The 15443-nt window shown below is 76.5% G+C and carries 3 protein-coding genes; 1 reads left to right on the top strand and 2 read right to left on the bottom strand.

The features are described 5' to 3' along the window. Nucleotides 1–2: 2 nt before the first annotated feature. Nucleotides 3–13208: an amino acid adenylation domain-containing protein gene (locus tag AC07DA_RS04810; protein ID WP_479124593.1), complete on the bottom strand. Its 13206-nt coding sequence runs from the start codon at nt 13206–13208 to the stop codon at nt 3–5. Between the two features lie 393 nt (nt 13209–13601). On the opposite strand from AC07DA_RS04810, the gene AC07DA_RS04805 reads away from it, so the two are divergent. Continuing rightward, complete coding sequence (locus AC07DA_RS04805; protein WP_479124591.1) at nt 13602–14336, top strand: NAD(P)/FAD-dependent oxidoreductase; 735 nt, start codon at nt 13602–13604, stop codon at nt 14334–14336. Between the two features lie 143 nt (nt 14337–14479). Here the strand turns inward: AC07DA_RS04805 and AC07DA_RS04800 are convergent, their stop codons facing one another. Further along, nucleotides 14480–15334, bottom strand: coding sequence for a helix-turn-helix transcriptional regulator (locus tag AC07DA_RS04800; RefSeq protein WP_479124589.1), 855 nt, complete (start codon nt 15332–15334; stop codon nt 14480–14482). Between the last annotated feature and the right edge of the window lie 109 nt (nt 15335–15443).

The raw sequence follows: 15443 nt of genomic DNA, 5'->3' as shown, positions 1-15443 counted from the left end.
TCTCAGTGATGTGGGTCACGGTCGCGGTCACGCCCGGGACGCGAGGGCGGGGACCGGAATCCGCCCGCCCGTGCGCGGACCGCCGCCGTGAGCGGTTCCAGGTTCCGGCCGAGCAGGTGCGGGGGCGCCGCCGTGATCCCGGCCTGTTCCACGGCGCGCCAGTAGGCGAGGGCCGTGGGACCGTCGACCAGCCCCCGTACCAGGGGCACGTCCGCACCGCAGGCGTGCAGCAGCGACTCGGTCCGGCAGGAGGCCAGGGTGCCGGGGAGGAGGTGCCGCGCCACCGCCTCGGTGGTCGCGACGCGTTCGGGCAGCCCTTCCGCCGGCGTGCGCCGGGTGGCGCCGACCGTGAGCAGGCCCCCGCCCAGGACCAGGACGTCCGCGTCCTCGCGCATGCGGGCGAGTGCCCGGCCGGTGTCGAAGCAGTGCGGGAAGCTGTCGTCCACGACGACGGTGCCGGGACGCAGCCGGTCGATGTCGACGAGGGTGCGGTGACCGCTGACGGCCGCGACGACAAGGCCGGCCTCGTACACCGCGTCGGGCAGGCCGGGGTCCGAGACGTGCACGTCGACCTGTCCGGCCAGACCGCGGTCCCGCAGCGTCCGTGCCAGGTCGCGCAGGCGCGGGCCGCTGCCCGGTACGTCGCACAGCACGAGACGGGCGGGCGGCCGCTCGGCCAGGGTGAGCAGCAACTCCAGCGAGGAGGCGCCGATCGAGCCGACCCCCACCACGGCCAGGTCCGTGTCGGCCAGGTCGCGGTCGGTGGCCGACAGCGCGGCGTGCACCGTGCGCACCACGGAGACGACCGTGGCCGCGTGCCCGGTGGTGATCGCCGCCGGGGCACGGCAGGCGCGCAGCACGTCGAAGCCGTATCCGGTGAGTGAGGGGATCATGCCGGCCAGGGAGACGCTGCGGGCGCCCAGCGCCGCGGCCGTGTCCACGGCGCCGGCGGTGTGAGCGGCCAGGGCGCGCTCGCCGGCGAGTTCGTCGGCGAACAGCGGGAGGGCGACGAACCCGGACCGGCCCAGCGGGGTCGCGGTCGTCTCCAGCAGCCGCGGTGCGCCGTCCGGGAAGAGCAGGCGGCGGATGTCCTCACGGGCCGTGCCGGTCTCCGGAAGACCCGCGAGCCGCGCCAGATGGGCGGGCGCGGGCAGATAGCCGACGAGCGCGGCGTCCAGCGCGGCCCGCCCGCCGGTGCTCCGCCGTGCGGGTCGCACCGCCGGGGAGACGAGCCGGTCGCGCAGCCCTTCCGCGAACGCGGCGAGCGCGGACTCGTCGAAGACCGCCGCCGCACCGCGCACGGTGACCCGCAGCCGGTCCCCGTCGGGCCGCACCGCGAGGAAGACGTCCGTACCGGCGACGGGCGGTGTGAAGTCGCTGTCCTCCTCGTCGTCCCACCGCACCGCCAGGAGGCCGCCGTCACGCGGGCCCAGGGCGCCGAAGTCGAGGAAGGTGAAGAAGAACCGGGACGTCAGCGGCAGTCCGGCGGCGTCCCTCGGGACGATGCCCTCGTGGACACGGGCGGCGGTCGTCTCGTCGACGACCCTGCGCACGCGCCGCGCGAAGTCCTCCCCGGGCGGGGCCTGGTGGCCGGGGCCGTAGGGCCGGACGGCGACGGCGGTCGCGAACGGCCCGAACACGCGGTGGATGTCGGGCAGGGGGTGGTCGCGGCCCGACACCGCCAGTCCGATGATCAGATCCTCCTGGCCGGTGAGGGCGGCGAGCGCCTGGTGGTAGGCGGCGAGCAGCGGCGCGTACAGGGTGGCTCCCGCCTCGGCGGCGAGCTTGCGCAGCGCGCCGACGACGGTGGCGTCCAGGACGAAGCCGTGGGAGAGGAAACCGTCGGAGGCGACGCCGAGGGTGCCGGACGGGTCCGGCTGCCGCGGAACGGCTCCGCGGGCCGGGGCCGGCTGTCGTTGACCGGCTCCGCCGGGCTTGGCCCGCAGGACCGGTTCGGCGTACGGCGCGCACAGGTGGGCACGGCGCCGCCGGGCGCCGTCCTCCTCCGGCCGCGGGTGCGCGTGCTGTCCGGCGAGACGTTCCGCGTGCTCGCGGAACGTGCCGCGCAGCCCGGGCAGTTCGGGCACGGCACCCCGGCTGAGGGCGTCGTGGACGGTGGTGAGTTCCGCCAGGAGCAGGGCGGCGCTGTAACCGTCGCCGATCAGGTGGTGGGCGTGCGCGACGAGCACGTGCTCCTGCGGGGTCAGGGTGAACACGCTCAGGCGCAGCAGGGGCCAGGCCCACGGTTCGAAGCGGCGGCGCCGCTCGTCCTCGACCCGCCGCGCCAGCTCCTGCGGCCCGGACACGGTCGCGAAGGCGACCGGCAGCCGCAGCGACGGGGGCAGTTCCTGCTGCACCGGCGGCCTCGCCCCGGCGGGGAAGACCGTGCGCAGCATGGGGTGCCGGGCCACCAGGGTGTCGACGGCCCGCTGGAAGCGGTCCCGGTCGAGCGGGCCGGTGAGCCGCAGCCGGGCCAGCCAGGTCGCCCCGCTGCCCGGGGCCAGTTCCTCGGCGAGCAGGAAGCCGCGCTGGCCGGGGGTGAGGGGGTAGGCGTCCGGGAACGCCGGGAGTGACGGGTCTCGGTCGCCGGGGGCCGGCGCCGCGCCACCGGCCGTGCGGTGCGGGTCGTCCTCGACTGCCGCCCGCGCAACGGCGGCTTCGGAGCCGACGGCTGCGGCGTCGGCGGCTGTGGCAGCGACGACTGTGGCGTCGACGGTCGCGGCGTCGACGGCCGCGGCATCGACGGCCGCGGCATCGACGGCCGCGGCGAGTGCGGCCAGGGTGCGGTGCCGGTAGACGGCGGTGGGCCGGGGCAGGGGCCCGCGGTGCCGCCGGGCGAGCAGGTCGAAGACCTGGAGGGCCAGCAGGGAGTCGCCGCCGAGTTCGAAGAAGTCGTCGTGACGCCCGACCCGGTCGACGCCGAGCACCTCGCACCAGATGCGGCGGAGGTGCTCCTCCGTGGCGCCCGTCCTCTTCGGCACCCCGTCCGACGCACGCGGCGTGCCCGACGCCGACGGCGTGCCCGCGGCCGGTGTCTCGACCCGCGCCAGGAGCGCCCGCCGGTCGGTCTTGCCGGTCCCGGTCAGCGGCAGGGAGTCCAGCACGGTGATCCGGGCGGGCACCATGTAGGGCGGCAGCCGGTCCGCCAGATACCGACGCAGCACCACCGCGTCCACGCCCTCGCGCGCGTCCGGTGCCGTGAGCGCGTCCGGTGCCGTGAGCGCGACGAAGGCCGACAGTCGTCCCGCGTCGGCCAGTACGGCTGCCTGCGCCACGTCCGGACGGGCCCGCAGCACGGCCTCCACCTCTGCGGGCTCGACACGGTGGCCCCGTATCTTGACCTGGTCGTCGATCCGGCCCACGAACCGCAGCGCGCCGTCGGGCAGCACCTCCACCCGGTCCCCGCTGCGGTACCAGCGGCGGCCGTCCCGCCACACGAACGCGGCCCGCGTCAGTTCGGGTTCGCCCAGGTAACCGGCGGACAGGCCGACGCCCCCGATCAGCAGCTCACCGGTGCCGCCCTGACCGGCCTGCTCACCGCCGGGGCCGGCCACGAGGAGCTCCGTCCCGGCGACGGCACGGCCGATGGGCAGCGCCGTCACCTCGTCGGCGGGGCGTTCGTCGACGACGTGGCAGGTGGCGTTGATGGTCGTCTCGGTCGGCCCGTAGAGGTTCACGATGCGCTGCTCGGGGCCGAACAGGTCGAACCAGCGGCGCACCCAGTCCGCCCACAGCACCTCGCCGCCGACGTGCACGAGGCGCAGCGCGGACAGGTCCGGCAGTCGCTCGCCGCGCCGGAGGCGGTTCTCCGCCGCGGCCAGCAGCCGCTCCCACAGGGACGGCACGGAACTCCACACGGTGATCCGCGCCCGCTCCAGGTACTCCAGCAGCAGTTCCGGGTCGCGCACCAGGTCACGGTCGGCGGTCACCACCGTGGCGCCGGTCAGCAGCGGGGCGAGCAGCTGGCGTACGGAGGCGTCGAAGCACGGGGAGGAGGTGTTGGCGAGCCGGTCTCCGGGGCCGTAGGAGAAGGTGGTCACGGCCCAGTCGAGGTAGTTCTCCATCGCGCGGAACGTGATGGGCACGGCCTTGGGGCGGCCGGTGGAGCCGGAGGTGAAGATGACGTAGGCCGTCGCGTCGGAGTCCGCCGCGGCGGTCCCTTCGAGGAAGTCGTCCGCTGCCCCCGGGGCGGGCCCGCTCGCGAGACCGGATCCGGTGGCGGGGACTGACGCTGTTGTGAGGACGGACCCTGCTGCGGGGACGGGCGCGTTGTCGTCGTCGGCGCATGTTGTGGCCACGGGGACGGCTGTCGTGGCCGTGAGCGCCCGCGCGGCCTGCCGGGTGCGGTCGTCGTGCACGACCACGCGGACGCCGCAGCGGGTCGTCTGCTCCGTCAGCCGGGCCGCCGGATGCTCCGCGTCCAGCGGCACCCATCCGGCGCCCGTGCGCAGGATGCCCACGACGGCGATCACCGTGCCGGGCCCTGGCGAGGTGAGCATGCCCACCAAGTCCCCCCGCCGGACGCCCTGTTGGTGGAGCCGGAGGGCGAGGGCGCGGGTGGCGGCGTCCAGGTCCCGGTAGGTCAGGGCGAGTCGGCCGTCGTCGACGGCGACCGCGTCGGGGTCGGTGCGGAACCGTTCCACGAGACGGCCGACGACGGTCGCCCCGGGAACGGGCGCGGGTGCCGGCGCACGCAGGCCGTTCCGCGCGTCGGGAGAACCGTCCGCGCCCGCCAGCGCGCGGAGTTCCCGTTCGAAGTCGGTCGCCAGGCTGGTCGTCGTGGCGGCGGTGAGGAGACGCTCGGGGACGTTCCAGGACAGTCGCAGCACGGGCCCGTCCTCCCAGACCAGCAGGCTCAGCCGGGTGGCGGCGGAGCCGGTGCCGGCGGCGGTCGGCCGCACGTCGACCGGGCAGTCCGCGTCCAGGGTGGCCGGGAAGCGGGCGAAACTGAAGCTCGCCGGACTCACCGCACGCGGCCCGGAGGCGTCGCCCGGCATCATCCGGGCGAGGTCGAGACTGCTGACGGTGGCGTGCCGTTCGCTCTCCAGCCAGGCCAGGCGTACGCGTTCGGCGAGGCGAGGCAGCGGCTCGTCCGGGTCCGTGTCCAGCAGCAGCGGCAAGGTGTCGGCGAGCGGACCGACCAGCCGGTCGAGTCCGGGCAGCCGGGCGTCCCGGCCGGCCCGGGCGACGTTGACCGCGACGGTCCGGTGCCCGCTCCACCGGGTCAGGGAGCGGGCGTACGCGGCGAGCAGGAGATGGAAGAGGGAGACGTGCCACGCGGCGGCCCGTTCGCGCAGGGCGGCGACGAGACCTTCGTCCAGGGCGCGGTGCACGGCGACGAGGGGCCCGGGGCCGCCCTCGGGGTCGGGGCGGCCGTCGTAGGGCAGGGACAGGGGGGTGTGGTCCGCCAGCCGGGCCGTCCAGTGGGCGAGGTCGTCGGCGCGGACGGCGGGTCGCCGGGCGTCGGTGGCGTAGAAGGCGAAGTCCGCGGCGGGCGGCAGCGGGGAGGGGGTGCGGCCGAGCGCGAGGTCGGTGTAGAGGGTCCACAGTTCCGTGCCGAGCACGTTCAGGCTGTAGCCGTCGGCGGCCAGGTGGTGCACGACCAGGATCAGATGGGCCACCTCGGCGTCCTCGGTCACCAGCAGGGCCCGCAAGGGGGCCTCTGCCGTGAGGTCCAGGGGCCGGTTGGCGAGCTCCGTCTCCAGCGCGCTGAGCGCCGCTCCGCCGCCGGGACACGACCGCGTCTCCAACCTCACCTCGGCTGGCGGGCCCGGCGTCACGATCTGGTGCGGTACCCCGCCGTCGTGCCCGATGCGCACCCGCAGCATGCCGTGCCGTCCGGCCAGCGCGGTGAGGGCGCGGCGCAGCAGGGCGGGATCCAGGGGCCCGCGGACGGTGTGCCGTACCCAGCCGCGGGCCGGGGTCCGCGGATACAGCGCGCTGCTGGTGTGCAGGGCCAGTTGGACGGGGGTCAGCGGGAACGGTACGCCCTCCTCGGTGACCGCGGTGGGGCCGGACGCGTCGCCGTGCGGTGCCGCCGGCCGGGTGCCGTCGGCGGCGGGCCGGGCGTCCAGGTGGGCGGCGAGTTCGCGCACCGTGCGGTACTCGAAGAACAGCGTGGCCGGCAGGTCCCGGCCCAGGGCGCGTTCCAGTCGCCGGACCAGGTCGACCGCCGCCAGCGAGTCGAGGCCGAGCGCGAGGAAGGCCTGGTCCTCGTCGACGGCCTCCTCGGGCAGGTGCAGGGCCTCGGCCAGCAGGCCGCGCACCAGCGGGCGGGTGCCGGACGTCTCGCCGGAGACGGCCGCGGTGCGGGCAGGGCGGTGCGCGGCGGGGACCGCCGGTCCTGGCGTCCCTGCCCGGGGCCCGGTGTCCGTCCGTGCCGGAGTGCTGGTCCGTGCCGGAGTGCTGGTCCGTGCCGGAGTGCTGGTCCGTGCCGGAGTGCTGGTCCGTGCCCGGCCGTGCGCGGCCGTCAGGTCGGCGACGACCAGTTGGGCCGTGTCGACGGCACAGGCCGCGCGCAGCGCGCGCAACGCTTCGGCCGGGGCCAGCGGGGCGCCGCCCGCAGACGAGGGCACGCCGTCCCCGACGGCGGCGGCGAGCCCGGTACGGGCGACGGGGCCGAGGTTCAGCGCCAGCCAGCGGCGCCCGGCGGCGCGTTCGGCCGCGGCGAAGGCGTCGAGGAAGGCGTTGGCCGCCGCGTAGTCGCCGAGCGCGCCCGCGGCGCCGGGAAGCACCGAGGCCACCGAGGAGAAGGCGACGCACAGGCCCGGGCGGTACCCGTGCCGGTCCAGGGCACGAGCCAGCAGCCGGGTGCCGTGCGCCTTGGCGGCCAGCGAACGGTCGGTGTCCCGCGGGCCGGTGCCGCGCAACGACCCCGGCAGGGCCACCCCCGCCGCGTGGAAGACGACATCCGGTGCGGGAGCCTCCGCGAAGAGGGCGTCGAGCTGCCGCTCGTCCGTCACGTCGGCCTGCCGGTAGCGCGCGTCGGCGCCGGACTCGGCGAGTTCGGCCAGCAGCCCGGCGGGGGGCTCCGGGGAGCGGCCGGTGAGGACAAGCGTGGGGCGGCCGCGTCCGGCGAGGTCCCGGGCGAGTGCCGCGCCGAGGCCGCCGGTACCACCGGTGATGAGGTAGACGCCGTCCGCGGGCAGCGGGCCGTCCGCACCCGGCACGTCGGCGCCGGACAGGGGCTCGATGTCGCGCAGCAGCCGGGTGCCGCCCCGCCAGGCGGTGACGCAGGCGCTGGTGGCGGTCGCGGCGATGGTGCCGGTGGCGGTGGCGGTCACTTCCGCGAGGACGGCGTCCAGCCGCCGCTCCCGCGCGTCCTGTGAGGACAGGTCGGCGCAGACCAGCCGAGCGCCCTCGGTCTCCTGCGGGAACGCCAGCGCCAGCCCGGTGAGCAGGGCCTGTTCGGGGCGCGGCCGGGCCTCGCCGTCGGTGCCGGTGCGGTGGGCGTCCTCGGTGAGCACGAGCAGGCGCCGTGCACCGGCCCGGTCGAACTGCCGCACCGCGTGCCGGAAGTCGGCCGCCACCGCCGGTCCGTCGGCGTCCTCCCCCGCCCGTCGCGGCAGGTGCACGACGGTGTGGGCGGAGGTCGTACCCGGCTGCGCCACCGGCACGCCCCGCTCGGCCAGCCACCCGGACAGCTCCCGCACCGCCTCGGCGTCGGGGCCCGTGACGAGGGTGACCGGGGCGGAGGGAACCGAAGCAGCGAGGGCAGCGGCTTCGGTCGACGGCGTGAGAGGGGCGGCCTCGGCGGACGGCGTGAGGAGGGCGGCCTCGGCGGACGGAGCGAGGGAGGCGGCCTCGGCGGACGGAGCGAGGGAGGCGGCCTCGGCGGACGGAGCGAGGGAGGCGGCCTCGGCGGACGGAGCGAGGGAGGCGGCCTCGGGGGACGGCGTGCGGGAGGCGACTGCAGCGGACCTGGTGACGGGGGCCGGTGTCCAGATGACGCGGTGCAGCAGGCGGGCGGGATCCGGGCCGGGCCAGTAGGTGCGCCGCTGGAAGGGGTAGGTGGGCAGCGGCACGCGGCGTCCCGTCGGCGCCAGCGCGGCGTGGTCGACGGCGACACCGCGCGTCCACAACCGGGCGACGGCGCGCAGCAGTTCACCACGTCCGCCGCCCTCCTGGCGCTGCCCGGCGGGCAGGGCGGGCAGCACGGTCACGGGAGCGCCGGGGCGGCCCGCGACGGTGCCGCGCACGGCGGACTGCAGGTCGGTGCCGGGCCCGAGTTCGACGAAGGTGTCGTACCCGTCCTCGGCCAGCCGTCGGACCGCGGCCTCGAACCGGACGGGGCGCAGGGCGTGTTCGCGCCAGTGGTCGGCGTCCGGGGCCGGCTGCCAGTCGGCCGTCAGGGTGCTCAGCAGCGGTATTCGTCCGGTGCCCGGCGACAGGGCGCGTGCGGCGTCGTGCACCGCCCCGGCGGCCGGCTCCATCAGCGGCGAGTGGAAGCCGTGCGCGACCCGGAGCCCGCGCGTGGCGACGCCCCGCGCGGTGAGGTCCGCCAGGGCGTCCTCCACGGCCCGCACCGTGCCGGACAGCACCAGACGGCCGGGGGCATTGCGGGCCGCGACGGCCAGCGCACCGCCCGAAGCGGCCACCAGCGCCGCGACGGCGTCGTCCGCGCCGAGCACCGCGGCCATCGCGCCGCGCTCGGTCAGCTCGGCGACCGCCCGGCCGCGAGCGGCGGCGAAGCGCACCGTGTCGGACAGCGGCAGCAGGCCGGCGGCACAGGCAGCGGCCAGTTCCCCGACGCTGTGGCCGGCGACCGCGTCCGGTACGACGCCCCAGACGCCGAGTTGACGGAACAGCGCCATGCCGAAGGCGACCAGGACGGGCTGGGTGATCTCGGTGCGGGCCAGTTCGGCCGGGTCTACACCGGGATCGGTGCACCAGTGGGTGAGGGTGCGGCCCCGTACCGGGCCGAGCGCGGCGGACGCCTCGTCGAGGGTGTCCCGGAACACCGGTGCGGTGGCGTACAGCCGCGCGGCCATGCCCGGGCGCTGGCTGCCCTGTCCGGGGAAGAGGAAGGCGAGGCGGGGGCGGGTGCGGACGGTCCCGGTCCACACGTCCGGATCCGTGGGCGCGCCGTCCTCCGCCGGGTCGGTCTCCGCCGCCAGGTCGTCGGCCGGGTCACCGGCCCGGTCACCGGCCAGGTCGTCGGCCGGGTGACCGGCCAGGTCTTCGGTCTGGGCGGCGGCGAGGGCGGCCAGCCGCGCGCGCAGGTCGCCGTCCTCGCCGCAGACGAGAGCCAGCCGGTGCCGGTCGTCGTCCCGGGACGTCGCGGCTGTCAGGCACAGGTCGGCCGTGGAGATCCCGGGGTGGGCGTCCAGGTGCGACGACAGGTCGCGGACCAGGGCGCGCAGCGCGGGCCGGGTCGCGGCGGAGAGTGCCAGCACATGGGGGCCACCGTCCGGCCGGGGCCCGTGCGGCGCCTGCCCGGTGGCCTGCTGGAGGACGGCGTGCGCGTTGGTGCCGCCGAAGCCGAAGGCGTTGACGCCCGCGACCAGCGGGCCCCGTGAGGGTGGGACGGGCCAGGTGACGAGCCGCCCGGGCACCCGGAACCCGGACTCGGCGACCAGCGCGGAGGGCGGGTCGGCGTGCAGCGAGGGCGGTACCTGGCCGTGGCGCAGCGCCAGCACGACCTTGACCAGGCCGGGCAGCGCGGCGGCGTTCAGCAGATGGCCGATGTTGGTCTTGGCGGAGCCGAGCAGCCGGGGGTGGTCCCCGGGGAGCGGCGGGAAGGCGTGGGCTAGGGACTTCAGTTCGACGGGGTCCCCGAGGGCGGTGCCGGTGCCGTGCGCCTCGACGTACGTCACGTCGGCCGGGTCGACACCGGCCGCGGCGTGGGCGGCGGTGATGACCTCCCGCTGGCGGGCGGGGTTGGGCGCCATCAGGCCGAGCGAGGTGCCGTCGTTGTTGACGGCGGTGCCGCGCACCACGGCGAGCAGGTCGTCGCCGGCGCGCCGGGCGTCCTCCTCCCGCCGCAGGACGAGCACCGCGCCGCCCTCGCCGGGCACGAACCCGTCGGCGTCGGCGGCGAACGCCCGGCTGCGGCCGGTCGGCGACAGGGCCTGTGCGGCGTGCAGCATCCGGTGCGCGGTCGGGGTGAGATGGAGGTTGGCTCCGCCGACCAGGGCGATGTCGCACTCGCCCGCCGTGAGGCTGCGGCGGGCCAGGTGCAGGGCGACCAGGGCGGAGGAGCAGGCGGTGTCCACGGCCAGGGCGGGGCCGTCGAGGTCGAAGTGCTGGGCGATGCGGGCGGCGAGGAGGTTGGGGAGGTTCCCGGTGAGCGCCGAGGGCGGCAGGCCGGTGCCGCTGTCCTCGGCCGCGCGGTCCAGCAGCTCCCGGTAGCCGCTGTCCCCCGCCGTCGTGAAGACGCCGATGCGGTGGGCGCGGCGGGACGGGCCGGCGTATCCGGCCCGCTCCAGTGCCTCGTGCGCCAGCTCCAGGAGAAGACGGGCCTGTGGGTCGAGGGTGCGGGCCTCCTCCTCGGACATCCCGAAGCGGTCGGCGTCGAAGGCGGCCGGGTCCTCGAGGAAGGCGCCCCAGCGGGCCGCGGGGACCCGGGCGCCGGCCCAGCGGTGCGGTGGCACGGGGGTGACGAGGTCACGCCCCTCGGCGAGCAACCGCCAGTACGCCTCGGGTGTGTCGGCACCGGGGAACCGGCAGGCCAGACCGACGACGGCGAGACCGTCAGGGTCCCGCCGGCCCGCACCGCCGACGGGAAGGGTGCCGACCGTGCCGCCGGGCCCGTCCCGGTGCACGACATCCGCGCCTTGCGCGCCGTCGGCCCGGCCCCCGTCCACGACGCCCACACCTTGCACGTCGTCGGCCCGGCCCCCGTCCACGACGCCCGCACCTTGCGTACCGGCCGGACCGCCCCCGTCCACGACGCCCACACCATGCGTACCGGCCGGACCATCACCCCCTCTGACGCCCACACCATGCGTACCGGCCGGACCACCACCCTCCCCGACGCCCACACCATGCGCGCCAGCCGGACCACCACCCTCCCCGACGCCCACACCATGCGTACCGGCCGGACCACCACTCTCCCCGACGCCCACACCATGCGTACCGGCCGGACCACCACCCTCCCCGACGCCCACACCATGCGCGCCAGCCGGACCGCCACCCTCCCCGGCGTCCACACCGCTCCGCGCCGCGCCGGGCGCGCCCTCCAGAGCGCCGCCGTCCCCCGCGTTCGCCGCACCCCTGTCCGGCTGGGCCAGGAGGTGGTCGACGAGCCCGGCCACCGTGTCCGCCCCGGCGCGCAGGGCCGCTGTCTCCAGCGGGGTGCCGAAGGCGTCCTCCAGCGCGGCCAGGACCTCCATGGCCTTCAGAGAGGTGCCGCCCAGCGCGCGGAACGAGACGTGGGCGTCGATCCGGGAGCCGTCCGTCCCGAGGACCTCGGCCCACACGTCGCGCACCACCCGCTCGACCGCCGCCCGCGACCGCGGCGCGCCGGCGCCCCGTGGGAGCCGCCGTCCGGTGGGCGCGGCCGGGGCGGCGCCGCTTCCGCGCGTGACGACGCGGGAGTACCGGCCCGCTTCGAACCGTTCCCGCAGCACGTGGCGCCGCACCTTGCCGCTGGTGGTCCGCGGGAACCGGCCGGGCGGCAGGGCGACGACCCGCACGTCGTCGTGGAAGAGCGCCTCCCCCACCCGGGCGGCGACCCGTGCCAGCACCTCGTCGGCCGTGCGCGGCGGGCGCGCCCAGGAGACGAAGACCACCACGCGCTCGCCTCCGGTGTCCGGGTCGGTGGACCCCACGACCGCGACCGTGCCGGGCGGCAGTCCCGGCGTGGCGGCGGCGACGTCCTCCAGGTCGGCGGCGTGGTGCTTCAGCCCGTTGAGGAACAACACGTCCTTGTAGCGGCCGGTGACGCACAGCCGTCCGTCCCGCAGGAAGCCCGTGTCCCCGGTGCGCAGCCATCCCCCGGCGGTGAAGGCGGCGGCGGTGGCGTCGGGCAGGCCCCGGTAGCCGCGGGCCGTCTGGGGACCGCGCACCTGGATGTGCCCCACGCGCCGGTCGCCGAGTTCCCGCCCGGTGTCGTCGACGATCCGCACGGCACAGCCGGGGACGGGATGCCCCAGGTCCATGAGTTCGACGGTGGAGCCGGCGGACACGGCGGCGGCCGCCGGGGCGTCCGGGGCGTCCGGGGCGTCCGGGGCGTCCGGGGCGTCCACCGCGCGTCCCCGGCTGAGCGCGGCACGGTCGAGCGCCAGCGGTACGGCGACCTCGCCCGGCGGCGGAAAGGTCACGGCGAGGGTGGCCTCGGCCAGGCCGTACACCGGCTGCAGGGCGTGCGGTGCCAGTCCCGCGAGCCGGGTGCGGCGGGCGAAGTCGCGCCAGACGGACGCGGAGATGGGTTCGGCGCCCACGACGACCCGCCGGACCGTGGCGAGGTCGAAGCGTGCCATGTCCGCGTCGGACAGGCGCCGTGCCGCCAGCGCCAGCGCGAAGTTGGCGGCCGACAGGTGCGTGGCCCGGTGGGTGGTGGCCGTCTCGAACCAGATCGCGGGCCGCCGCGCGAACGTCAGCGGTCCGATCTTGACCTGCTTGGCACGGGCGGCGAGGGGCGCGAGATGCGTGCCGATCAGGCCCATGTCGTGGAAGTACGGCATCCAGCTGACCACCACGTCCTCGGGGCCCAGGTCGGAGACGGCCACGATCTGACGGAGGTTGGCGGTCACCGCGGCGTGGGTGAGTTCGACGCCCTTGGGCACGCCGGTGCTGCCCGAGGAGAACTGCACGAAGGCCAGGCCGTCGGGCCGGTCCTCGGTGGGCCCGCCCAGGTCCTCGCCCTCCCGGGCCTCTTCCAGCCGCAGCACGGCCGCCCCGGCGGGCAGCTGCCGCGCCACGTCCTCACCGGCCGTGTCCACGAACAGCGGCGGCCGGCCCAGGTGCTCCCAGACGGGCCGGACCCGGCGGACGTCCGCCGCGAGCGGCACCGGAACCAGGTCCGCGCCGACGAGACCCCAGAACATGACCTGGAAGTCCTCGCTGCGGTCGGCGACCAGCGGAACGCACGTGCCGGGCCGGACCCCGGCGGCGCGCAGCCCTCCGGCGACCCGCCGGGCGGCGGTCAGCAACTCCCGGTAGGTCACCTCGGCTTCGCTGCCGTCGCCGCGCACGTGGGCGGTCACCTGCCCGGGCCGTTCGCGGGCGGCGTCCCGCAGGACGTTCCACAGGGTGTCGTCGCTCATGGTCCGTTCTCGGTGTTCGGGCCCCGGCACGGGCGGGCCGTCCGCCCGTACGCCGACGGAAGGGAAGCCGTGAGGCAGTGCCTGGGACGTTCGGTACGCGCATCGTCGGGTCGTCGCCGGCTCGGTCGCCGGGGGTGGTGGCGAGACGGCGGCCGCGTGCCGACTCGTCGGCCGCCCCCACCCTACGGGATCAAGGCGGCCCACTCACGGTGTCCTTTCGCCCTGGTCACCGGGATCTCCGGGCATCCGGCACCCAACCCTGGCAGCCGCACGGGGGCAGGTCCTGCGCGCCGGTGCCGGTCCGTTGCGTGGGCGTGACAGGGCGGTCGAGGCGCAGGGCGGGCTACCGCTGCCCGGGGGCCGCGTAGCGGTAGAAGAAGCCCGGCCCGAGCCGTGCTGGCCGTCGAGGCCCCCGACGTCTACGCGCGACTGCGGCGGCTGGGCGCGTGGGAGCAGCACGAGTTCGACTGGTTCACCGAGCACCCGTCCCACCGCGACGGCGACGAACACCTGGTCCTTGTCCGGACGCGCCGCGTTCTGCTGGAGACGGCGCTGTGGTCGTCCGTGCGCGAGGAGCGGAACGTCCGCCTCCTCCAGGGAGCACGTGTACAGGGACTGCTGGCACGGCAGGCCCGGCACGGCGTCCCCCGGGTCACCGGCGTACGGCTCGACAACGGGCGGATCGACGCCGACCTCGTCATCGACGCCGGCGGCAGGCGCTCCCCCGCGGGCCGCCGGCTCTCGGATCTCGGCGCGCCCGCCCCGGAGCGCGAACGGCACCGGGTCGGACTCGCCTACGCCTGCCGCTGGTACCGCCTGCGTCCCGGCACGCGCCCACCGAGCCGGGCCCCCTACACATCCGCGGCGCCCTACGCCCTGAGCATCGCCTTCCCGTCCGACAACGGCCTGGTCGGCGTGGCCCTCGTGTGCACCACCGCCGATCCGACGCTCCCCGCCCTGAACGATCCGCACGTCTTCGACGTCCTGGCGAGGACGTTCCCCTCCTCCGGTGGGCCGCACAGCGCATCGCGGCCACCGCGGACACCGCCACCGATCACGAGGCCTTCGCCCACGCCTACGCGCGGTGGGCACGGCACACCCTCAAGCCCTGGTTCGACGTCCAGGTGACGGCCGACCGCGACAACGAGACGCGGCTGTCCGGCACCGCGACGCCTCCCGCCGGCATCGAGCGCCGGCTGAATGGACCGAAGGGACCAAAGGGGAGCGAAGGGGAGCGAAGGCCGGCACGGGTCCGCGCGCCCGGTGTCCACTCACACGTCGGCGGCCCGGCCCCGCGCCCCGAGGGATCCCAGCAGGGCCAGGGCGTCGGCCGAGGGCGAGCCGGGCTCGGCCTGGAGGACGACGAGTTGCTGCCCCGGCGCGCTGCGGACGGCGAGCGCCTCGTGCCGCAGCTCCATCTCCCCCACCGCGGAGTGGTACATCCGCTTCACCTCGTACGGCGGGACCCGGACGGGGTCACGCGCCCACAGTGAGCGGAACTCGCCGCTGCGGACGGACAGTTCACCGACGAGCTGGAGAACGCGGGGATCGTCGGGCGACTCCGCGGCCGTCTGCCGCAGGTCGGCCACGGCACGGTACTTGGCGCGGTCGGTGTTGCGGTAGAACGTCCTGGCCGCCGGATCGAGGAACAGCATGCGCAGCACGTTGTCGCACTGGGCGAAGTCGGCGTACAGCGCGTCGGCCAGGGCGTTCGTGGCCAGCACGTCCTGGGCGTGCCCGATGATGAAGGCCGGTGTCCCGGTCCAGCCGTCGATCAGCTCCCGCAGGTGCGGGGCGACGCGCTCCACCCGTGCCGGGGACCTGGTCCGGCGTCCGGCCGGCCCGGCCAGGTCGTGCATCCGGCGGGTGTCCTCCTCCCCGAGCCGCAGCGCACGCGCCACCGCGTCCAGGACCCTGCGTGAGGGACGGACCTCTCTGCCCTGTTCGAGCCGCACGTAGTAGCTCGTGCTGACACCCGCCAGGGCGGCCACCTCGTCCCGCCGGAGACCGGGCACCCGTCGGCGGCCGCTGCTGGTGATGCCCACCTCCACGGGGCTGAGGCGTTCCCGGCGGGCGCGGAGGAACCGGCCCAGCCCCGTGACCGTGTCGGGATGCGAGACGTCCATGCGTCGAGGCTAGGGCGGAAAGGCCGTATGAGGACCGGCCGAGCGTGGGTGCGTCGCACCCAGGATCGCCGCTCTCACCGGCCTTCTCAGCGGCCGGAACATGTCTAGC

This window comes from Streptomyces sp. NPDC044921, from assembly GCF_056432865.1.
The sequence above is the reverse complement of the archived record's forward strand: the minus strand, read 5'-3'. Positions and strand labels throughout refer to the sequence as shown.

Coding starts and splice junctions, on each gene's coding strand:
- AC07DA_RS04810 (WP_479124593.1), bottom strand. CDS start 13,208: ATGAGCGACGACACCCTGTGGAACGTCCTGCGGGACGCCGCCCGCGAA.
- AC07DA_RS04800 (WP_479124589.1), bottom strand. CDS start 15,334: ATGGACGTCTCGCATCCCGACACGGTCACGGGGCTGGGCCGGTTCCTC.